Source organism: Streptomyces misionensis (assembly GCF_900104815.1).
GTDB classification, from domain to species: domain Bacteria; phylum Actinomycetota; class Actinomycetes; order Streptomycetales; family Streptomycetaceae; genus Streptomyces; species Streptomyces misionensis.
This window is the reverse complement of sequence record NZ_FNTD01000004.1, coordinates 6,610,525-6,631,084: the sequence shown is the minus strand read 5'-3', so window position 1 is coordinate 6,631,084 and position 20,560 is coordinate 6,610,525. Positions and strand designations below refer to the sequence as shown.

18 protein-coding genes and 1 pseudogene are annotated in these 20,560 nt (G+C 71.5%); 11 read left to right on the top strand and 8 right to left on the bottom strand.

What is annotated here, in order from left to right:
- The 4 genes from pgi (at position 1) to BLW85_RS31645 (ending at position 3,930) form a co-directional block, all read left to right on the top strand.
- The gene (gene pgi, locus BLW85_RS31660; RefSeq protein ID WP_074994416.1) at positions 1-1,647 is read left to right on the top strand and encodes a glucose-6-phosphate isomerase; all 1,647 of its coding nucleotides are present in this window, start codon (positions 1-3) and stop codon (positions 1,645-1,647) included.
- Between the two features lie 7 nt (positions 1,648-1,654).
- The gene (gnd, locus tag BLW85_RS31655) at positions 1,655-2,533 is read left to right on the top strand and encodes a phosphogluconate dehydrogenase (NAD(+)-dependent, decarboxylating) (RefSeq protein ID WP_070021990.1); all 879 of its coding nucleotides are present in this window, start codon (positions 1,655-1,657) and stop codon (positions 2,531-2,533) included.
- A 2-nt stretch (positions 2,534-2,535) separates the two neighbouring features.
- Positions 2,536-3,129, top strand: coding sequence for a histidine phosphatase family protein (locus tag BLW85_RS31650; RefSeq protein WP_070021989.1), 594 nt, complete (start codon positions 2,536-2,538; stop codon positions 3,127-3,129).
- Between the two features lie 135 nt (positions 3,130-3,264).
- Positions 3,265-3,930, top strand: coding sequence for a TetR/AcrR family transcriptional regulator (locus BLW85_RS31645; RefSeq protein WP_074994414.1), 666 nt, complete (start codon positions 3,265-3,267; stop codon positions 3,928-3,930).
- Between the two features lie 13 nt (positions 3,931-3,943).
- Here the strand turns inward: BLW85_RS31645 and BLW85_RS31640 are convergent, their stop codons facing one another.
- Positions 3,944-4,540, bottom strand: a complete 597-nt coding sequence (locus tag BLW85_RS31640) for a TetR/AcrR family transcriptional regulator (RefSeq protein ID WP_074994411.1) — start codon at positions 4,538-4,540, stop codon at positions 3,944-3,946.
- 138 nt (positions 4,541-4,678) lie between these two features.
- Here BLW85_RS31640 and BLW85_RS31635 point away from each other — a divergent pair.
- Positions 4,679-5,568 (top strand): annotated as a pseudogene (locus tag BLW85_RS31635) (NAD(P)-dependent oxidoreductase).
- 38 nt (positions 5,569-5,606) lie between these two features.
- Here the strand turns inward: BLW85_RS31635 and BLW85_RS31630 are convergent.
- The 3 genes from BLW85_RS31630 to BLW85_RS31620 all read right to left on the bottom strand — a co-directional run bounded on the left by BLW85_RS31630 (position 5,607) and on the right by BLW85_RS31620 (position 7,491).
- Positions 5,607-6,047 (bottom strand): PPOX class F420-dependent oxidoreductase, encoded by a 441-nt coding sequence (locus tag BLW85_RS31630; RefSeq protein ID WP_074994408.1) that lies wholly within the window; start codon positions 6,045-6,047, stop codon positions 5,607-5,609.
- A 131-nt stretch (positions 6,048-6,178) separates the two neighbouring features.
- Positions 6,179-6,886, bottom strand: coding sequence for a YcnI family copper-binding membrane protein (locus BLW85_RS31625; protein ID WP_074994406.1), 708 nt, complete (start codon positions 6,884-6,886; stop codon positions 6,179-6,181).
- Positions 6,887-6,924: 38 nt separating this feature from the next.
- Complete coding sequence (locus BLW85_RS31620) at positions 6,925-7,491, bottom strand: hypothetical protein (protein ID WP_079172467.1); 567 nt, start codon at positions 7,489-7,491, stop codon at positions 6,925-6,927.
- A 413-nt stretch (positions 7,492-7,904) separates the two neighbouring features.
- Here BLW85_RS31620 and BLW85_RS31615 point away from each other — a divergent pair, with 413 nt between their 5' ends.
- Entirely contained in the window at positions 7,905-8,633 is a 729-nt protein-coding gene (locus BLW85_RS31615) for a serine hydrolase (RefSeq protein WP_341867957.1), read from the top strand.
- 69 nt (positions 8,634-8,702) lie between these two features.
- Here the strand turns inward: BLW85_RS31615 and BLW85_RS31610 are convergent, their stop codons facing one another.
- From BLW85_RS31610 to BLW85_RS31595, 4 genes are read right to left on the bottom strand one after another with little or no spacing between them, the layout of a single operon-like run.
- The gene (locus BLW85_RS31610; RefSeq protein ID WP_074996277.1) at positions 8,703-10,067 is read right to left on the bottom strand and encodes a GH1 family beta-glucosidase; all 1,365 of its coding nucleotides are present in this window, start codon (positions 10,065-10,067) and stop codon (positions 8,703-8,705) included.
- A gap of 32 nt (positions 10,068-10,099) precedes the next feature.
- Positions 10,100-10,939 carry a carbohydrate ABC transporter permease gene (locus BLW85_RS31605; protein WP_074994400.1) on the bottom strand — a complete coding sequence of 280 codons (840 nt, stop codon included), beginning with the start codon at positions 10,937-10,939 and terminating at the stop codon, positions 10,100-10,102.
- A gap of 7 nt (positions 10,940-10,946) precedes the next feature.
- The gene (locus BLW85_RS31600; RefSeq protein WP_070021979.1) at positions 10,947-11,939 is read right to left on the bottom strand and encodes a carbohydrate ABC transporter permease; all 993 of its coding nucleotides are present in this window, start codon (positions 11,937-11,939) and stop codon (positions 10,947-10,949) included.
- Between the two features lie 4 nt (positions 11,940-11,943).
- The gene (locus BLW85_RS31595) at positions 11,944-13,260 is read right to left on the bottom strand and encodes an ABC transporter substrate-binding protein (RefSeq protein ID WP_070021978.1); all 1,317 of its coding nucleotides are present in this window, start codon (positions 13,258-13,260) and stop codon (positions 11,944-11,946) included.
- A 379-nt stretch (positions 13,261-13,639) separates the two neighbouring features.
- Here BLW85_RS31595 and BLW85_RS31590 point away from each other — a divergent pair, with 379 nt between their 5' ends.
- The 5 genes from BLW85_RS31590 to BLW85_RS31570 all read left to right on the top strand — a co-directional run bounded on the left by BLW85_RS31590 (position 13,640) and on the right by BLW85_RS31570 (position 20,556).
- Complete coding sequence (locus tag BLW85_RS31590) at positions 13,640-14,950, top strand: S53 family peptidase (RefSeq protein WP_074994398.1); 1,311 nt, start codon at positions 13,640-13,642, stop codon at positions 14,948-14,950.
- 145 nt (positions 14,951-15,095) lie between these two features.
- Complete coding sequence (locus tag BLW85_RS31585; RefSeq protein ID WP_070021977.1) at positions 15,096-15,539, top strand: ASCH domain-containing protein; 444 nt, start codon at positions 15,096-15,098, stop codon at positions 15,537-15,539.
- Between the two features lie 147 nt (positions 15,540-15,686).
- The gene (locus BLW85_RS40365) at positions 15,687-17,543 is read left to right on the top strand and encodes an eCIS core domain-containing protein (RefSeq protein ID WP_074994396.1); all 1,857 of its coding nucleotides are present in this window, start codon (positions 15,687-15,689) and stop codon (positions 17,541-17,543) included.
- 443 nt (positions 17,544-17,986) lie between these two features.
- A complete protein-coding gene (locus BLW85_RS31575) occupies positions 17,987-19,207 on the top strand; it encodes an ATP-grasp domain-containing protein (RefSeq protein ID WP_244174948.1) in 1,221 nt (406 codons plus the stop codon).
- Positions 19,208-19,314: 107 nt separating this feature from the next.
- The gene (locus BLW85_RS31570) at positions 19,315-20,556 is read left to right on the top strand and encodes a radical SAM protein (RefSeq protein ID WP_074994392.1); all 1,242 of its coding nucleotides are present in this window, start codon (positions 19,315-19,317) and stop codon (positions 20,554-20,556) included.
- The last annotated feature ends 4 nt before the right edge of the window (positions 20,557-20,560 follow it).

Genomic DNA, 20,560 nt, shown 5'->3' with positions numbered 1-20,560 from the left:
ATGGCCGACGTCCGTAATTCCGACCTCATCCACCGGCCCGAGTGGACGGCGCTCGCCGACCACCGCGCCAAGGGTCAGCCGCACCTGCGCGAGCTGTTCGCGTCGGACCCCGGCCGCGCCGAGCGGTACGTGGTCCGGGTCGGCGACCTGCACATCGACTACAGCAAGCACCTGATCACGGACGAGACCCTGGCCCTGCTCCAGGACCTCGCCTCCGCCACCGGGGTGTTCGCGCTGCGCGACGCCATGTTCCGGGGCGAGAAGATCAACATCACCGAGGACCGGGCGGTGCTGCACACCGCGCTGCGCGCCCCGCGGGACGCGGTGATCGAGGTCGACGGCGAGAACGTGGTGCCCAAGGTGCACGCGGTGCTCGACAAGATGGCCGGCTTCGCCGAGCGGGTCCGCTCCGGCGCCTGGACCGGGCACACCGGCAAGCGCATCAGGAACGTGGTCAACATCGGCATCGGCGGCTCCGACCTCGGCCCCGCCATGGCCTACGAGGCGCTGCGCCCGTACACCGCGCGCGAGTTGACGTTCCGGTTCGTGTCCAACGTGGACGGCGCCGACCTGCACGAGGCGACCCGCGACCTGGACCCGGCGGAGACCCTGTTCATCGTCGCGTCCAAGACCTTCACCACGATCGAGACGATCACCAACGCCACCTCGGCCCGCTCCTGGCTGCTGAAGGCCTTCGACGGCGACCAGAAGGCGGTCGCGAAGCACTTCGTGGCGCTGTCCACCAACGCGGGCAAGGTCACCGAGTTCGGCATCGACCCGGACAACATGTTCGAGTTCTGGGACTGGGTCGGCGGCCGCTACTCGTACGACTCCGCGATCGGCCTCTCCCTGATGATCGCCATCGGACCGGACCGGTTCCGGGAGATGCTGGACGGCTTCCAGCTGGTCGACGAGCACTTCCGCACCGCGCCCGCCGAGGCCAACGCCCCGCTGCTGCTCGGCCTGCTGGGCATCTGGTACGGCAACTTCCACGACGCCCAGTCGCACGCGGTGCTGCCGTACAGCCACTACCTGTCCAAGTTCACCGCCTACCTCCAGCAGCTGGACATGGAGTCCAACGGCAAGTCGGTGGACCGGCAGGGACGCCGTGTGCAGTGGCAGACCGGACCGGTGGTCTGGGGCACTCCCGGCACCAACGGGCAGCACGCGTACTACCAGTTGATCCACCAGGGCACCAAGCTGATCCCGGCCGACTTCATCGGCTTCGCCCGCCCCGTCGGCGACCTGAGCGGCGAACTGGAGGCCCAGCACGACCTGTTGATGGCCAACTTCTTCGCCCAGACGCAGGCGCTCGCCTTCGGCAAGAGCGCCGAGGAGGTCCGCGCGGAGGGGGTGCCCGAGGAGCAGGTGGCGCACCGCACCTTCCGCGGTGACCACCCGACGACCACGATCCTCGGCACGGAGCTGACGCCGTCCGTGCTCGGCCAGCTGATCGCCCTCTACGAGCACAAGGTCTTCGTGCAGGGCGCGGTGTGGGACATCGACTCCTTCGACCAGTGGGGCGTGGAGCTGGGCAAGGTCCTCGCCAAGCGCGTCGAACCCGCCCTCACCGAGGGCGCCGAGGTCCCCGGCCTCGACCCGTCCACCACCGCCCTGGTCGCGGCCTACCGTTCTCTCAGGAAGTGAACTGATCATGCAGCTCGGTCTCATCGGTCTCGGCAAGATGGGCGGCAACATGCGCGAGCGGATCCGCCGCGCCGGCCACACCGTCATCGGCTACGACCGCAATCCCGAAGTCTCCGACGTCAAGAGCCTCGAAGAACTGGTCGAGAAGCTGGAGGCGCCGCGCACGGTCTGGGTGATGGTCCCGGCCGGCACCGCCACCCAGGGCGTCATCGACGAGCTCAAGGACCTGCTGTCCGAGGGCGACACGGTGGTCGACGGCGGCAACTCCCGCTGGACGGACGACGAGAAGCACGCCGCGGAACTCGGCGTCAAGGGCATCGGCTTCGTGGACGCGGGCGTCTCCGGCGGTGTGTGGGGCCTGCAGAACGGCTACGCGCTCATGGTCGGCGGCGACAAGGAGCACGTCGACCGGCTGCGGCCGGTCTTCGACGCGCTCAAGCCCGAGGGCCCGTACGGCTATGTGCACGCGGGCCGTGTCGGCGCCGGGCACTTCTCCAAGATGGTCCACAACGGCATCGAGTACGCCATGATGCAGGCGTACGCCGAGGGCTGGGAACTGCTGGAGAAGGTCAAGTCGGTGGACAACGTCCGCGAGGTCTTCCGCTCCTGGCAGGAGGGCACCGTCATCCGCTCCTGGCTGCTCGACCTCGCGGTCAACGCGCTGGACGAGGACGAGCACCTGGACAAGCTGCGCGGTTACGCGGAGGACTCCGGCGAGGGCCGCTGGACCGTCGAGGCGGCCATCGACAACGCGGTGCCGCTCCCGGCGATCACCGCCTCGCTGTTCGCCCGGTTCGCCTCCCGGCAGGACGACTCGCCGCAGATGAAGATGATCGCCGCGCTGCGCAACCAGTTCGGCGGCCACGCGGTCGAGAAGAAGGGCTGACCGTGGCGGACCTCTTGCTGGTCCGCCACGGGGAGACGGAGTGGAGCAGGTCGGGACAGCACACCAGCTTCACCGACCTGCCCCTGACGGACCACGGCGAGGAACAGGCCAAGTCCCTCGCCCCGCTCCTGTCCGGACGGACCTACGCCCTGGCCCTGGCCAGCCCGCTCGCCCGTGCGCTGCGCACCGCCGAACTCGCCGGTGTCACCGGGGTCGTGCCCGACCCCGACCTGCACGAGTGGGACTACGGCGGCTACGAGGGCATCACCACCCCCGAGATCCACCGGACCCGCCCCGACTGGGACCTGTGGACCGACGGGGTGCCGCCCGGGCCCGAGGGGCATCCGGGCGAGTCGCCGGCCGAGATCGGTGCCCGCGCCGACCGGGTGCTGGCCCGCGTCGACGCCGCGCTCGCCGAGGACGCCGGTGATGTGGTGCTGGTCGCCCACGCCCACTTCCTGCGGGTGCTGACGGCCCGTCGGCTGGGCCTGCCGCCCGCCGAGGGCCGGCTGTTCCAGCTGGCCACCGGCACGGTGAGCCGGCTGTCCACGGAACACGGACGCCCGGTGATCGCCGAGTGGAACCGGCGGCCGTAACACCGGACGCGACGCGGCCCGGGTCACTGCGTGTGGCCCGGGCCGCGGCATACGCTCCGCCGTGACGGCGTCCTAGAATCACCGGGCAGCAAGCGAGCGCACCACCACGGCGCGTCAAGGCCGAAGGAACACCCCATGACCAGCGTCGAAGAACCGGCACGAGCCGACGGGCGGGGGCGAGACGCCGCGCGCACCCGGGCCGAGATACTCGACGTGGCCACACAGGAGTTCGCCCGGGCCGGTTACGACGGCGCGCGCGTCGACGAGATCGCCGCCCGCACCCGCACCACCAAGCGGATGATCTACTACTACTTCGGCGGCAAGGAGCAGTTGTTCACGGCCGTGCTGGAGCGGGCCTACGGCGCGCTCCGCGAGGCCGAGGGGCGACTGGACGTGAGTCACCTGGACCCGGTCGCGGGAATCCGCCGCCTGGCCCAACTGGTCTTCGACCACCACGAACAACACCCGGACTACCTGCGCCTGTTGAGCGGCGACAACGGCCAGGCAGTCGAACAGATCGCCGCCGCCGGCGCGTTGGGCGCGATCGGCTCCCCGGCGCTCGGCGTGCTGCGCCGCGTCCTGGCCGCCGGGCAGGAGTCGGGGGTGTTCAGGACGGACGTGGACGCGGCGGACGTGCACGCGGTGATCAGCTCGTTCTGCTTCTTCCGAGGCGTGAACGGGCGTACGTTCGGCGCCCTGTTCGGCCGGGACCTGGTGGACCCGGCCCGGCGCGCGCACTACCGGACCATGCTCGGGGACATGGTGATCGCCTACCTCACGGCCGGCCGGTCCGCCGCCTGAGGTCCGGCGGGGCTCAGGCGGGCCGGGTCACGGCGGCGTCGAGCAGCGGGCCGAGTTCCCGCACCACCGTGGTCAGGGGCCGTACGTCCTGTTCGGCGCGGGCCAGCAGGATCGCGCCCTCCAGGGTGCTGATCATCAGCGTGGCCAGGGCCGCGGCGCGGTCGGCGGGCACGCCCATCCGGGCCAGGGCCTCGGCGAGCGGGGTGCGCCAGGTGGTGAACGCGGCGGCCACCGCCTCGCGGGTGCTGTCGCCCAGTGAGGCGCAGTCGACGGTGGCGGCGGCGACCGGGCAGCCCGCGGCGAACCCGTCGCGCTCGTACTCGTCGGTCCACTGCGCGACCATCGCCGCGAACAGGGCGCTCGGCCGCGGCTCGGCCAGCCCTTCGACGAAGCGGGCGATCCGCTTGCCCGCGTACCGTCCGGCCCAGCCGACGGCCTCGCCCACCAGCTGTTCCTTGCCGCCCGGGAAGTAGTGCTGGAGGGAGCCGCGCGGCGCCCCGGCGTGCGCCGCGACCTCGCGCATCCCGGTCGCCTTCACCCCGTCGCGCCGGATGAGCTGCGCCGCGCTGAACACCATCCGCTCGCGCGGGCCCCGCTGCCGCTCGCCCATCACCGGCCTCCGTTCCTCGCCTCGGCCCGCCGTGCCCGCGGTGACCGCCCTGCCAGGGGACAACTCTATGACCGGCGTCATAGCAGCCGCTACTATGACCAGTGTCATAGTCGGCTCGCGGTGCGAAGGACGGCCCCCGTGCACGTCGGTTTCCTCGGTCTCGGAGTGATGGGCGGGCCCATGGCCCTGCGCCTGGCGGCGGCCGGCACGCCGCTGGTGGTGTGGAACCGCACCCCGCACCGCACGGAACCGCTGCGCGCGGCCGGCGCCGTGGTCGCCCGCGACCCCGGCGAGGTGTTCGCACGGACACGGGTGGTGCTGCTGATGCTCGCCGACGAGGCGGCCGTCGACGCGGTCCTCGGCCGCGGCACCCCGGAGCTGGCCGCGCGGGTCGCCGGACGCACCGTCGTCCACATGGGCACGACGTCCCCCGAGTACTCCCGCGCCCTGGAGGCCGAGATCCGCGCGGCCGGCGGCCGCTACGTCGAGGCGCCCGTCTCGGGCTCCCGGGTCCCCGCGGAACAGGGGCGGCTGGTCGCCATGCTCGCGGGCGAGCCGGCCGCCGTGGAGACGGTGCGGCCGCTGCTCGCGCCGATGTGCCACGAGACGTTCGTGTGCGGCGCGGCACCGGGCGCGCTGCTGATGAAGCTGTCGGTCAATCTGTTCCTGATCACCCTGGTGACCGGGCTGACCGAGGCGTTCCACTTCGCCGAACGGCAGGGGCTGGAACCCCGCCTGTTCCTGGACGTGCTGGACGCGGGCCCCATGGCGAGCGCGGTCTCCCGGATGAAGGCGCCCAAGCTGCGCGAGCGGGACTTCGGCGTGCAGGCCGCCGCGCTCGACGTCCTGAAGAACAACCGGCTGGTCGCCGAGGCCGCCCCGCGGCCGGGCTGGCCTCCCCGCTCCTCGACGTCTGCCACGCCCTCTTCCGGGAGACCGTGGCGCAGGGGCACGGCGGCGAGGACATGGTCGCCGTGCTGCAAGCGATCGAGGCGCGCACCGAACGGGCGTCCGGCCAGGTCGCCTGAGCCGGGCGCCCAGGGGCGGGCCGGACCATCGGCCGAGGTCAGCGCTTGGGAACGCCGTACGCCCGCTCGACGCGCAGCCGCACCACCAGGCGGCGGTCGCGGACCATCGACGCGCGGAAGTCGTCCCAGTCCGGGTGCTCGCCGAGCACCTCGCGGTAGACCCGGACCAGCTCCTCCACGGTGTCGTCGTGGGGGTCCCGGGCGACCGGGGACAGCTCGGCCGTGCCCTCGGCGACGGTGTACGCCCAGCGGTCGGCGCTGGTGACGTGGTACGAGGCGCGGGGGTCGCGGCGCAGATTGCGGGTCTTGGCGCGGTCGTCGGTGACGGAGATCCGGATGGTCCGCTCGTCGGGGTCGTAGGCGTGGACGACGTTGGACAGCTGGGGGCGGCCGTCGCGCCGGAGGGTGACCAGTACGCCGCCGTGCCCTTCGGTGAGGAGTTCGAGCAGCAGCGCGTCCTGCGTGGGGTCCTGGGTCATGCGGGGATCAACGACGGGCGTCGGCCGCCGCATTCCCGGTTCCGCTGCGACGGTGCCCACCGCTCGCCGCGGTTCACCCTTCCGGGTCACCGTCGGCGAGCGGCGGGTTCATCCCGCCGAGCGGCCCGCGGTCACGACCGCTCGGGCCTCCGTCCGCGGACCAGCGCGAACGCGGCGGCGGCCAGGCCCAGGGCACCGGTGACCAGGCCCGCGACGCCGAGTCCGCGGGCGGTGGAGTCGCTCCCGCCGGCCGCCTCGGCGGTGGCGGCGGCCGGCGCCGCGGCGGGTGAGGCGTCGTCGGCGGTGAGCTTCAGGACCGGGGCGGGGTTGTCCGGCTCGTCGTCGCCCGAGGAGGGCTGCTCGATCCAGCGGACCACCTTGCCGTCCGAGTACGTCTGCAACGTCTTGAAGACCAACTTCCCCGCGTCCTCAGGAAGTTGACCGAAGGCGACGTTGAAGTCCGCGTACTGCCCGGCGGCGATCCGGCCGCCGCTGAAGGTGATCTCGGAGGCGGCCTCGGTGACCGTGCCGTCGTCGGTCTTGACCGGCGTCTTCAGCTTGGTGGTGGTCACCTTGGCGGTCCAGCCGTCCTGCGGGTGGACCAGGACGCCGAGGACGGGGTGGTCGGTGGGCAGGAAGATCTGGACCTTGGTGGTGGAGGCGTTGTCCTCCTCGTTGGGCACGCGGAAGGTGAGCACGCCGTCGGTGGCGCCCTTGGCGTAACTCTCCGGGTGGACGGTGACGTGGGCCGACGCGGCACCGGCGGCGAGCAGCACCGTGGCGGTGGCGAGCGCGGCGACGGTCGCGGCGCGGCGCGGGGTGGTGCGTGGTGCGGACATGGTGAACCGATCTCCGTACGGGTGAGGAAGGTGAGGGGTCAGAGCGGGTACGGGATCGGGGCGGGCGGCCCGCGCCGGGTGACCGCGTGCCGCAGCGGGGCCCGGCGGCAGGGGCCCGCACCGGTGGTCACACGCGGCACCGGTCCGGCGGGAGCGGGCAGCGGGGCGGGCCGCCACCAGGCGACCAGCACGGGAACGAGTTCGGCGGTACGGCGCAGCAGCGACCACAGCGCCGCCTCGCCCCGCCGCAGCCACCAGGAGGCGGCGAGCGCGGCGAGCAGATGGGCGACGGTGGCGTGGGCCAGCGGATGCGCGGGCTCCGCCATGCCCGGCATGCCGGGCATCCCGGAACCGGTCCGGGCCGCGCCGAAGCCCGCGTGCAGCCCGGCCTGGGTGACCAGCATGACCGCGCCGATGCCGGGCCCCGACCGCTCCCGCCCGCCCAGCGCAAAGCCGAGCGCGAACACCGCGAGGAATCCGGCGGCGTCGCAGCGCGGCGACGGCATCCCGCCCATGGCCAGCCCGTGCCCCGCGGCGGCGAGCAGCACGCACACCGCGGCGAACACCGCGGCCCGCACTCCTCTCACCGCCGGGGATGCGCTCACACCGTGGGATCCTGCCACGCCACCGACCGGCCCGCGCCGGTTCCGTGGCGTTCAGGGGTCACCCGAACGCCCACCGGTTGGCGGCGTGCGGCGAGCAGCGACCGAATCGTCAGAGGAACAACAAACCGAACTCTTACGCGATTATTATCGCGCCCGTGCCCGCGAACCCACCTCGCCATCGCCGTCAGTCCCGCAGGGAGCAGCGGCGGCGCCGGAAGGCCCGCAGACGCCGCCTGATATGGGCGGTGACCACGGCCGTCGTCCTGTCCGGCGCCGTCACCGTGTACGCCGCCGCTCGCCCCCACTCCGGCACGCCGAGTGCACGGGCGGACCCCAAGGCCCCACGGGCCGCCTCCCCTTCCTCTTCCACTGCCGCTTCCCCCTCCGCTTCCGCCTCGCCCGCTCCTGCGCCGATGAGCCTCGAAACCGCGCTCGCGCCGGTCACGGACCTCTTCGGCGACAACGAGATGTCCGTGGCCGTGCAGGACACCGCCAGCGGCAAGTGGGCCGCGTTCGGGGACGACTCCTTCGACACGGCCAGCATCGTCAAGGTGGACATCCTGGCCACGCTCCTCCTCCAAGCTCAGGACGCCGGCCGCACGTTGACCGCGCAGGAGCGCGTCTACGCGGCGAAGATGATCGAGAACAGCGACAACGACTCGACGAGCGCGCTGTGGACCGAGATCGGGAGCGCGGAGGGACTCGACGCGGCCAACAGACGTCTCGGCCTGACCGAGACGCAGGGCGGTGACGGGACCGTATGGGGCGTCACACAGACCACCGCGCAGGACCAGGTCCGGCTGCTGCAGAACGTCTTCGGCGACACGTCGCCGCTCAGCTCCGCGTCGCGCGCGTACATCCGGGACCTGATGAGTCATGTCGCCGTCGACCAGGCATGGGGCGTGTCGGCGGCGGCGGACGGCGACAGCCCGACCGCCCTCAAGAACGGCTGGCTCCAGCGCAGCCAGACCCACACGTGGGACGTGAACAGCATCGGCCGGATAGAGAAGGACGGCCGTGTCTATCTGCTGGCCGTGCTGCTGAACGGGTGCAGCACCGAGGAGGTCGGCATCAGGTTGGTGGAGCAGGCGGCGGTCCACGCGGTGGCGGCCTTCGCCGACTCCCTGACCGGCTCCGGTTGACCGGGCCGGGTGGCCGGCCCGGGGAGCGGGGCCCTCGGGCGCCCGCTCCCGGTGGCACCGGCGCCCGGCTCAGGCGGCGTCGCGGCGCAGTTCCCCGTGGGCGCGGACGATCTCCGCGTAGCGGTGACCGCTGTTCTTGATGGTGCGTTTCTGGGTGGTGTAGTCGACGTGGACGAGGCCGAAGCGCTTGTCGTAGCCGTACGCCCACTCGAAGTTGTCCAGCAGGGACCAGGCGAAGTAGCCGGCCAGGGGGGCGCCGCGGCGGACCGCGGAGGCGCAGGCGGCCAGGTGGGATTCGAGGTAGTCCCGGCGTTCGGGGTCGTCGACGGTGCCGTCGGGGCGGACCACGTCGGGGAAGGCGGACCCGTTCTCGGTGACGTAGAGCGTACGCGCGCCGTACTCCTCGGTGAGGCGCAGCAGCAGGGTCTCGATGCCGCTCGGATCGATCTCCCAGTCCATGCCGGTGCGCGGCACACCCGCGCGGCGTACCGAACGGGCGTACGGCGCCGGGCCGTCGGGATCGTCGGTGACATGGGCCGGGAAGTAGTAGTTCAGGCCCAGCCAGTCCAGGGGCGCCGCGATCGTCTCCAGGTCGCCCGGCTTCAGCGGGAGTTCCACGCCGTAGGTCTCGGTCATGTCGGCGGGGAAGCCGCGGCCGTGCACCGGGTCGAGCCACCAGCGGTTGACGTGGCCGTCGTGGCGGTGGGCCGCGGCCACGTCCTCGGGGCGGTCGGTGGCCGGGTGCACGGTGGAGAGGTTGTTGACGATGCCGATCCGGGCGCCGGGTGCGGCGGCGCGGACGGCCTCGGTGGCGAGGCCGTGGCCGAGGAGCAGATGGCAGGAGGCGCGGACGGCGGCGGTCAGATCGGTCCAGCCGGGCGCCATCGTGCCCTCGTAGTGGCCGATCCAGGCCGAGCAGGAGGGCTCGTTGAGCGTCGTCCACAGCGTGACCCGGTCGCCGAGGCGGGCGGCGACCGCGGACGCGTAGTCGGCGAAGGCCAGGGCGGTGTCCCGTTCCGGCCAGCCGCCGCGGTCCTGGAGCACCTGCGGCAGGTCCCAGTGGTAGAGGGTGACGGACGGGGTGATGCCCGCCGCGAGCAGGTCGTCCACCAACTCGTCGTAGAACGCCAGCCCCTTGGGGTTCACCGGCCCGGTGCCGCCGGGCACGACGCGCGGCCAGGCGACGGAGAGCCGGTAGGCGTTGACGCCGAGGCGGCGCATCAGGGCGATGTCCTCGCTCCGGCGGTGGTAGTGGTCGCAGGCGACGTCGCCGTTGTCGTCGCCCGCGATCTTCCCCGGGGTGTGCGAGAAGGTGTCCCAGATCGAGGGCGTCCGGCCGTCCTCGGCGACGGCCCCCTCGATCTGGTAGGCCGCGGTGGCCGTGCCCCACAGGAAGTCGTGCGGGAAGGCGGCGAGGTCGATGGGTTCGGACACGGAAGTCCCTTCGGAATACGGGGTGTTGCCGGTCACTTGACGGCACCCGCCGTCAGTCCGGCGACCAGGTAGCGCTGGAGCAGCAGGAAGCCGGCCACCACGGGCACGCTGACGACCAGGGAGGCGGCCATGATCTGGTTCCAGTAGACGTTGTTGAGAGTGGAGTAGCCCTGGAGGCCGACGGCGAGGGTGCGGGTGGTGTCGTTGGTCATCACCGACGCGAACAGCACCTCGCCCCACGCGGTCATGAACGCGTAGACGGCGACCGCGACGATGCCGGGGACCGCGGCCGGTACGACGATCCGGAAGAGCGCGCCGAGCGGCCCGCAGCCGTCCACCAGCGCGGCCTCGTCCAGGTCGCGCGGCACCGAGTCGAGGTACCCGATGAGCATCCAGATCGAGAAGGGCAGCGAGAAGGTGAGGTAGGTGAGGATCAGCCCGCCGCGGGAGCCGAACAGGGCGATGCCGGTGGCGTTGCCGATGTTGACGTAGAGGAGGAACAGCGGGAGCAGGAACAGGATGCCGGGGAACATCTGGGTGGACAGCACGGTGACCGTGAAGACGCGCTTGCCCCGGAAGTCGTACCGGCTGACGGCGTACGCGGCGAACACCGCGACCACGACCGAGCAGAGGGTCGCCGCACCGGCCACGATCAGCGAGTTCACGAAGTAGCGGGCGAGCGGCACGGTCGACCAGATGTCGACGTACGGCCGGAACGTCAGCCCGCTGGGCAGCCAGCGGAACTTCCCGGTGACGTCCGCGAGGGGCTTCAGCGAGCTGGAGACCATCACGTACACCGGGATCAGCACGAAGCCGGTGAGCAGGGTCAGGAAGACCCGGCGGGCCCACAGGAACGAGCGCGGCGGTGCCATGGGCGAGTCATGCATCGGCGCCCCTCCGTCCTCGGGACGTGACCAGCAGATAGGCGCCCGTCACCACGAGCAGGAAGAGCAGCAGCAGGACCGACATGGCGGAACCGGTGCCGAAGTTCCAGGTGACGAAAGAGGCCTGGTAGATGTGGACGGAGACGAGGTCGGCGGCGTCCGGCGCGGCCCTGCCGAACAGCACGTACGGGGTGTTGAAGTCGTTGAACGTCCACAGGAACAGGACGAGGATCAGCACCTGGTTGACCGGGCGCAGCGACGGCAGGGTGATCCGGGCGATCCGCTGCCACATCCCGGCGCCGTCCAGCGCGGCGGCCTCGTACAACTCCCCCGGGATGTTCTGGAGTCCGGCCGTCACCACCAGGAAGGCGAACGGCCAGCCCTTCCACACGGACACGGTCAGCAGGGCGTAGAAGCTGTTGTCGCCGATGAGCCAGAAGGCGGGCTTGCCGGTGAGGTGCAACTGGTCGTGGAGGACGTGGTTCACCAGGCCGTTGTCGTGCTGGAACATGAACACCCAGGTGATGACGGCCGCGTAGACGGGCAGCGCGTACGGCACCAGGAACAGGGCGCGCAGCAGGCCCCGGCCGCGGAAGGAGTCCTGGAGGAAGAGCGCGGCGGCGGTGCCGATCAGCCAGCACAGGGCGACGGACAGCAGGGTGAAGCCGACGGTGACGAGGAAGGAGTGCAGCAGCGCGGCACCGACGGGGGCGTCGAAGTCCACCGACATCCGGTAGTTGCCGAGCCCGGCCCAGGGGGCGCTGCTCCAGTCGCGGATGTAGATCTGGACGAGTTCCTTGAAGCTCATCATGACGCCGATGACCATCGGCACCAGATGGACGAGGAGTTCGAGCAGGAGAGCGGGCAACAGGAGCAGGTAGGGCAGCAGGGCCCGGTGGGTCCGTCCGGTGCGCCGGCGGGGCTTGCGGGCCGTCGGCGCACCGGAGGGGGTTCCTCGCACCGGTTCCTGAAGTGCGGTCGTGGTCATGTCGTTACGCCGCCGGCATCTGCTGCTGGGCCTTCTGCAGTGCGGCCCGGACCGAGTCGGTGGTCACCGTGCGGCCGGCGGCGGCGTCGGCGAACAGGTCCTTCACGGCGGTACCGACCGTCGTCTCGAACTGTGACTCGTTGGGCACCTGCGGCAGGGCGGCGGCGCTGGTGGCGAGGGTGTTCTTCAGCACCGTGTTGGCGGGGGTGCTGAACGCGGGGTCGCTCTGGGCGGAGGTGACCGGCGGGATGGAGCTGTAGGCCTTGTTGAGGATCTTCTGCTCGTCGTCCGAGGTCATGAACTTGACGAACCGCGTCGCCCCGTCGACGTTGTGGGTGTTGCGGAAGACCGCGATGTTGATGCCCGCGACCATCGAGTCGATCTGGGTGCCGGGGCCGGGCTTGCCGGAGCGCACCGGCACGGGCGCGATGCCGTAGTCGCTCTCGGGCATTCCCTGCGCCGCGAGGTTGGCGGAGGCCGACTGCCACAGCAGCATGGCCAAGCGGCCCTTGGCGAAGTCGCTGACGGACTGGTTCTGCGCGTACTCGGCGTCCCCGGTCGGGATGACCTGGTCGCCGGCCATCAGGTCGACGTAGCTCTTGACCGCCTCCACCACCTTGGGGTCGGTGAAGGCGGGCTTGCCGTCGGAGGTGAAGAAGTCGGCGCCGTGCTGCTTGGCGAAGACGAAGACGTGGTGGATGTTCTCCGACAGGTTGGAGCCCTCGGCGCCGAGCACCGACTTGCCCTTCGCCTTGATCTTCTTTCCGTCGGCGACCAACTCGTCCCAGGTGGCGGGCGGTTGGGATATCCCCGCGTCGGCGAAGATCTTCTTGTTGTAGTAGAGCGCGTACGCCATCGAGTACAGCGGCACGGCGGCCGGGTCCTTGCCCTGGGCGCCGGTCGAGGCGAGCGCGGATGCGACGAACCGCCCCTTGCCGCCGATCTTGTCGAAGTTCTTCGCGTCCCAGGGCAGCAGCGCGCCGGTCGCCTGCAAAGACGAGCTCCAGGTGTTGCCGATGTTGAGCACGTCCGGTCCCTGGCCGGACGTGGCCGCGGTCAGAATCCGGTTGAGCAGATCCGACCAGGGCACGACCTCCAGCTTCACCTTGATGCCGGTCTGCTTCTCGAACTTGTCGAGTTCCGGCTGGAGCACCTTCTTGTCGACGGCGACGCTGGCACCCTGGTTGGAGGCCCAGTACGTCAGCGTCTTGGGTGCGTCGTTCGACCCGCCCCCCGTCGACGAACCGCCTCCGCAGGCCGTCGCCGCGAGGACGAGAGACAGGGTGACGGCACAGGTGGCCGCGGCTCGGATGCTGCGCATGACTAAGCCCCTCACGTCTTAATTTAGGACGTGAGTTAATCGGCGGGAGGACGACGCGTCAAGGGGTTCGGCCGGATCTCGACCGGCGCGAACCCCGGCGAGGTCAGGGGGCGTTCGGCGGGCGTGCGGCCCGGCCGGTGGCGGACACCTCGAGCGCACCCAGGGCCAAGGTTTCACCAACTGCCCTTGTTCTCAACGGCAAACAGTCAATAGCCTCCCTGTAGCCACCACCGACCGGGGTGGCACATCCGTCACCATGCCCGGAACCCGGCCCCCACCGGCCACCCCCAAACGGCGGATTGTCATGCCTGCAACAAGTGCATGACGGTCCGCCGACCGCCGGTGCGGAACCGGTCATCCCCCCACGGAGGGCAGTTCTTTGCGTTCTCACCGCAGAAGGAACCCGATACGCCGCAGCGCGCCCGCGCTGCTGTCCGCGGCGGTTCTGATCACCGGCGGCCTCGTCGCCGCCACCCGGACACCGGCCTTCGCCGCGACCGCGGCCACCTCGCACGCCGCCGCGGACACCACCGCTTCGCACACCACCACTTCGCACACGAGCGCTTCGCACACGGCGCAAACGGTGCCGACGCACCGGCTGTGTTCGCAGCCGAGCAAGCCCGGCTACATGGCGTGCCAGTCGGTCGTGCGCACCGACATCACGCCGCACAGGACCCTCGGCCGCGACGACACCCCCCAGGGCTTCGGGCCGGCGGACCTCCAGGCCGCCTACAACCTCCCGAAGGACGCCGGCAGCGGCGCCACCGTCGCGATCGTGGACGCCAACGACGACCCGAACGCCGAGCAGGACCTGGCGGCCTACCGCTCCCAGTACGGCCTGCCGGAGTGCAGCACCGGCAACGGCTGCTTCAAGAAGATCGACCAGGACGGCGGCACCGACTACCCGGCTGCGGACGCCGGCTGGGCCGGCGAGATCTCCCTGGACGTCGACATGGTCAGCGCGGCCTGCCCGCAGTGCCACATCCTGCTGGTGGAGGCCAAGTCCGCCAGTATGGACGACCTCGGCACGGCCGTGAACCAGGCCGTCGCGCAGGGCGCCAAGTACGTCTCCAACAGCTACGGCGGCAGCGAGCAGTCCGACGACGCCACCGCGGACGAGCAGTACTTCAAGCACCCCGGCGTCGCCATCACCGTCAGCTCCGGCGACAGCGGCTACGGCGTCGAGTACCCGGCCGCCTCCCCGTACGTGACCGCGGTCGGCGGCACCTCGCTCACGAAGGACGGCAGCGCCCGCGGCTACTCGGAGACCGTCTGGGGCACCTCCGCCGGCGGCGAGGGCGCGGGCTCGGGCTGCTCGCAGTACTCGGCCAAGCCGTCCTGGCAGCAGGACACGGACTGCGCCGAGCGCAGCGTGGCGGACGTCGCGGCGGACGCCGACCCGGCCACCGGCCTCGCGGTGTACGACACCTACCAGGCGAGCGGCTGGAACGTGTACGGCGGCACCAGCGCCTCCGCGCCGTTCGTCGCGGGCGTCTACGCCCTCGCGGGTCCCCCGGGCTCCGGCGACACCCCGGCGTCGTACCCGTACGCCCACCCGGACCAGCTGAACGACGTCACCAGCGGCTCCAACGGGTCCTGCGACGGCTCGTACCTGTGCCAGGCGGGCCAGGGCTACGACGGCCCGACCGGTCTCGGCACCCCGAACGGGACCGGGGCCTTCACCAAGTAGCCGGTGTCACCGCGCGGTTCACACCGGCCCGTCCGCGCCCCGTCGGGCCGGGCGGGCCGGTCGCGTCGGGACACACCATGTCGGACAGACCAACTCACCTGTAAAACAGGTGAGTTCACCGACCCATCTCGGGTACGCTCGGCCCATGATCCCCGACGACCTCCCCACGCTGGCCCTCGCCTTCCCCGGCCCGGAGCGCGACCGCGGGGTCGAGGCCATCATCAGCGGCCGCAAGACCGCGATGACGGCGCTGGCCGAGATCCTGGACCGCGCGGGCGAGCCCGTTCCCGAGACGGGCACCCGGTACGCGGTGCTCGACTCGGACGACCGGCCGGCCGTCGTGATCGAACTGACCGAGGTCCGGGTGATCCCCTTCGGCGAGGTGGACGACCGGTTCGCCCGGGACGAGGGCCGCGGATACGCGGACGCCGCGGAGTGGGCCGCCGCCCACCGGGACTTCTTCGCCGGCGAGACCATGACCGAACTGCTCGGCTACACACCTTCGGTGGACGACGACGCGCTGGTCGTCGCCGAACGCTTCCGCGTCGTCGATCCGGACACCGACGGCACCGCCGCAGGGGCACACTGACCAGGCTCCGCCGAACTCCTCGCGGTTTTCCGCCCGTTGTCCTCGCCAGGCACCTGTTCTGCCCCGGTTCCTGCCCGTTCTCCCCTACCCGGCGGGTGGCCTGCGCCGTACACCGGAACGGAGGATCTCGCCGTGGTGAGGAGCGACGTGCGCGGACACCGGAAGCGACACGAGGAGAGCGCGGGCGCCGAGCCCGCCACGGCGCGAACGGCGGACGCCCGGCGCCCCGGTCCGGGCGCCCCGTTGCGGCCTGACGCACTGCCCGCCCTGCAACGGCTGATCGGCAACGCCGCGGTCGGCGAGCTGCTGAACCGGGCCGGACCGGAGCACGCCGACCCGGAGGCACAGCGGTCCGCGTCGGTGCGCCGGGCGCTGCGCTCCCCCGGCCGCCCGCTGGACGACCCGGTCCGCACCGACATGGAGACCAGGCTGGGCGCGGACTTCTCCGACGTCCGGGTGCACACCGACCGGGCGGCGCACGAGTCCGCCGCCGCGGTCGCCGCCGAGGCGTACACCTCCGGCTCCCACATCGTGTTCCGGCGCGGCCGCTACGACACGGCGTCCGACGCGGGCCGGGAGGTGCTCGCCCATGAGCTGACGCATGTCGTGCAGCAGCGGCGCGGGCCGGTCGGCGGGTCGGACACCGGCGCCGGACTGGCACTCAGCGATCCTTCGGACCGGTTCGAGCGCGAGGCGGAACGAGTGGCGGCCGGCGTCCCGGCCGGCGCCCCGGCTCCGGCGCCGGCCGGGCGACCGGGTGCCGGACTGCCCGTCGCCCGCCTGATCTCGGTCGAGGAATTCCGGCGACGGACCGCCGTGGGCCGCTTCGAGAAGCGCGGCTCTTCCATCGCGGCGGTCGAGCGGGAACTGGCGGCCTATCACCAGCTGCCGCAGGACGGTTACCGTGCCCGGTTCGGGCAACTGGAGAAAATCAGGGCCGCCGCCGAGGAGTACGCCAGGAACTCGAAATCGAAAAGGCACCAGACGGAGGTCGATTCCCTGGTCGCGGAAAGCCACGCGGAATCCAACGACATCCGGCTGGACGCGGTCATCGAGGAGATCATCGAACAGGTACGCGCCCACCAGGAGATCTGCCGGCAGCTGGAGGAGGCCAGGAACACGGCGGACAAACTTGCCCAGGCGCGCCTGCTGCTGGCCGCGCAGGACACCGTCCTCGGGCGGATCCAGGAGACCGGCGCGGCCGTGGACAGCGATCTGTCCCTCACCAACGCCCGGCTCGCGGACTGGGTGAACGGCGTGGTCAGGGATCTGCCGGAGGACGAGAGGCGCAGGCTGGTCGAGGACGATCTGGACCGCCTGGACGCCATCCGCCAGGACCCCGGCGCCCCGCGGATCACCCGGGACCTGCTGGGCGATCTGCTGGCGCACCGCGGCATCGTCGGCTTCACGACCGGGATGCCGGGCACGTCCCTCTCCCCCGCGGGATCCGCCGAGAAGTACTCCATGAGGCACGCCGTGTACCAGGGACAGGGCACGACCGAACGGCTCGGTTCGCTCGCCCACGAACTCACCCATGTGGACGCGGGCGAAAGCTATGCGAACACCGCGATCCTGCTGCTCCTGCGGCGTGGGCTCGGCGACGACGAGATCCGCCGGCTGGCCGAGGAACGGAATGCGGAGATCGACCTTCTGAAAAACCTGCTGGAACACGACGGGGGGACGCTGACCGCCGCCCAGAGCGACCTCTTCAGGGCGAAGCTCGACTACGCGAGCGACCAGCAGAAGGGGGTCGGCCGTTATGCCGCGAGCTTCAAGTCGCACGGGAAGATCGACGAACCCACCTATCAGTACCTGATGCACGTCGAGCTGCTCACCGGTAAGAAGAGTTCCGTGCTCGTGGAGTACGACACGGTGATCACCCAGCTGCTCGTCTACCTGCACCGCTGGGGAGTGGCCCACGACCACCCGCTGTACGCCGAGGTGGCCCGGCTGGCCGCGCGGCTGCGGTCCGACCGGGCGGACGCCGCGACCGCCGGCCGGTAGCGCCTGCCGCCCCGCGCCCGGGGTGCGGGAGGGCCCCGCCGTCCGTGCCGGGCGCGGTCCCGGGTCCGGCCCGACCTCGCCGGAAACGGACCGCTCCCCCCGGATCGCCGCCGCACCCTCACTCTGGTCCGACGTTTGGCCGGAATCCGCCGACGATCCGGACGTCTTGCTGGGGTTTTGTGAACGGAGTGTGTCGTAGTGGCCGGAAAGTTGGCCGGAATGACGTGCCGAGGGGCGTCCGCGCGCGGGCCGGCGCGGGGCCTCGACCGGCCGTACAACTCGTGAAGCGTCCCTTGTGGAGACGGGCCGATGCCAGGTCAGGCCCGCGGTCGGGCGCGATTGTCACGGTGCGTGACCCTGTTGACATCCTCCGAGCACGCTTGCGATTGTCTTGCTCGCCGCGTCGGCCGAACGAGCGATCGGCGCGGAACGGGGGAGGAAAAGTGGACGCAGTGAACGCGGACGGCCCGGACGAGGACTGTCCGGGGAACACGGACGACGTCTCCACTCTGGTGATCGTCGGCGCCAACCCGACCGTGGCGAGGGCGGCGGCGTCCCTGCCCGGCGAACCGGTCCACGTACAGCTGCCCGGCGCTCCCGCCCTCGACCCGGGCACCCGGGTGCTGACGGCCGACTTCCGGGACCTGCCCGCCTTCCTGACCTTCACCGACGAGGTGCTGCGCCCCCTGCGGCCCACCGCCGTCGTCTCGCTCACCGAGTTCGGCCTGGAGCCGGCCGCGCTGGCCGCCCGCCTGCTCGGTGTCACCGGAGTCGATCCGGCCGTCGTGCACGCCACCCGCGACAAACTCGCCATGCGGCGCATCCTGGAGCGCGAGGCGCCGCATCTGAACCCGGCCTTCGCCGCCGGCGACGACACGGCGGCGGTGGACCGGCTGTTCGCCGTCCACGGCCGGGCCGTGGCCAAGCCGGTCGACGGGGTGGGCAGCACCTCCATCGCCCTGGTGGAGAGCGCCGACGCGCTCCCGGCGGACCGCCGCACGGCCGCCACCCTGTTCGAACAGTTCGCCGAGGGGCGGGAGTTCAGCGTCGAGGCCCTCTCCGAGGGCGGGCGGCACACCGTCATCGGCATCGCCGAGAAGGGCACCGCGGACGGCTTCGTCGAGGTCAGCCATATGATGCCGCCACCCTCCCTGGAGCCGCGCCGCCAGGAGCTGGTCGCCCGGGCGGTCGGCGAACTGCTCGACGCCCTCGGGCTCACCGACGGCCCGAGCCACACCGAGGTCATGGTCGACGGCGACAAGGTCGTCGTGATCGAGACCCACACCCGGCTCGGCGGCGACGGCATCGCGGACCTGGTCCAGCTCACCACCGGGGTCGAGTGGCGGCGCGCCGCCCTCGGCTGGGCGATCGGCGCCGGGGTCCGGCGGGGCCCCGCCACGGCCGCCGCGGCCGCCACCGTCTTCCTCACCGCCCCGCCCGGGCGCGTGACGTCCGTCGCACCGCCGCCCGCCCTCACGCAGGGCCGGGTGCACGCCTGGGACCTCACCGTCCGGCCCGGGGACGAGGTGCGCCCGCTGCGCTCCTCCGCCGACCGGCTGGGCATGGCCGTCCTGACCGCGGCCGGCACCGACGCCTGCGCGGCGGCCGTCGCGGAACTCACCGCCCGCCCGGTGGTCACCACCGCGCCCGCGCCTCGTCTCTGACGGGGAGCCGCGCCGCGGCGCCCCGTCCCTCCCGGCAACTCCGGTTCCGTCCTTCCTTCCTGTCTCTTTGTCTCCTTCCAGACGACAAACACCGCATCGGGGGCCACATGTCCGTCCAGAACGCTCCGATTTCCTATGATTTCCACGGCGATGTCCCGTTCTCCACGCCCTTCAAGGACATCGAGCCCGACGACATCCACATCTACCTCGACCTCGACACCAAGGTCGGCAAGAACACCTGCGGCCAGAAGTGCGCGCACTGCTGGTTCGTCAACTACGAGAAGGTGTACGACAAGTCCTTCGCCATGGAGGAGGGCCCCCGCATCCTGGCGGGCCTGCGGTCGCACGGCTACCACGTCTACCCCCGCTACGTGGACAGCTTCGCCTACGACGGCGAGTTCATGAACCTCTACGGCCCGGCCAACAACCGCGAGTTCCGGCAGGAGCTGGACCACACGCCGACCGCGACCATGGAGAAGGGCGACGCCTGGACCAGCGGCCGCCCGCTGCTCGCCGACAACTGGCGGGAACTCCTCGACCGGGCGGTGGAGAACGGCTACGGCACCATCTCCATCACCTACCACGGCGTGATCGACGAGAACCTCCGTGTCACCGACCACAAGACGTACCCCATCAAGGGCGTCTTCTCGGGCGCGGACACCGAGGAGGTGCTGCGCCGGATCGCCGAGTACAACGAGGGCATCGCCCCCGAGGACGCCTTCCGCGTCAACATCGGTGTCACCATCGGCCGGCACAACCACGGCCGCACCTCCCTGGAGCGCTACGCCCACTACTTCAACAAGCTGGGCGTGGCCACCGTCCGGTTCAACAACTTCACCGACCACGGCAACCGCCACCCCGAACTGCGCCTGAGCCGCGAGGAGGTCGAGCAGGCCTACCGCGACTTCAAGTGGCTGCACGAGACGATTCCGCTGGGCTTCCAGCTCGGCGTCAGCGAGGACTTCGGCACCTTCGGCATCAAGGCGATGGGCTTCCCCGGCCACGTCGGCTGGTGCCGGGCCGGCCGTCAGCTCTTCGCCGCCATTCCCGCGCAGGAGGAGGTGCTCTCGGAGGGACCCGAGGGCCGCCGCGAGAAGATCGGCGACATCGTCGGCTGCGTCAACACCTTCGAGCCGCACCTCGGCATCCTGACCCGCACCGTCACCAGCGGCGCCACCACGTACGACGTGGAGTTCGACCACGAGGAGATCGAGGCGTTCACCGCCAAGCGGCTCGCCGGCACGTACAAGGACGGCTGCTTCGCCACCGAGCTGTCCGAGGAACTCGGCCTGATCTCCCGGGTCCCGGAGCGGCGCCGGCTGCCACTGCTCACCGACTCCGCGTCCTGAACCG

Coding starts and splice junctions, on each gene's coding strand:
- pgi (WP_074994416.1), top strand. CDS start 1: ATGGCCGACGTCCGTAATTCCGACCTCATCCACCGGCCCGAGTGGACG.
- gnd (WP_070021990.1), top strand. CDS start 1,655: ATGCAGCTCGGTCTCATCGGTCTCGGCAAGATGGGCGGCAACATGCGC.
- BLW85_RS31645 (WP_074994414.1), top strand. CDS start 3,265: ATGACCAGCGTCGAAGAACCGGCACGAGCCGACGGGCGGGGGCGAGAC.
- BLW85_RS31640 (WP_074994411.1), bottom strand. CDS start 4,540: ATGGGCGAGCGGCAGCGGGGCCCGCGCGAGCGGATGGTGTTCAGCGCG.
- BLW85_RS31630 (WP_074994408.1), bottom strand. CDS start 6,047: ATGACCCAGGACCCCACGCAGGACGCGCTGCTGCTCGAACTCCTCACC.
- BLW85_RS31625 (WP_074994406.1), bottom strand. CDS start 6,886: ATGTCCGCACCACGCACCACCCCGCGCCGCGCCGCGACCGTCGCCGCG.
- BLW85_RS31615 (WP_341867957.1), top strand. CDS start 7,905: ATGAGCCTCGAAACCGCGCTCGCGCCGGTCACGGACCTCTTCGGCGAC.
- BLW85_RS31605 (WP_074994400.1), bottom strand. CDS start 10,939: ATGGCACCGCCGCGCTCGTTCCTGTGGGCCCGCCGGGTCTTCCTGACC.
- BLW85_RS31600 (WP_070021979.1), bottom strand. CDS start 11,939: ATGACCACGACCGCACTTCAGGAACCGGTGCGAGGAACCCCCTCCGGT.
- BLW85_RS31595 (WP_070021978.1), bottom strand. CDS start 13,260: ATGCGCAGCATCCGAGCCGCGGCCACCTGTGCCGTCACCCTGTCTCTC.
- BLW85_RS31585 (WP_070021977.1), top strand. CDS start 15,096: ATGATCCCCGACGACCTCCCCACGCTGGCCCTCGCCTTCCCCGGCCCG.
- BLW85_RS31570 (WP_074994392.1), top strand. CDS start 19,315: ATGTCCGTCCAGAACGCTCCGATTTCCTATGATTTCCACGGCGATGTC.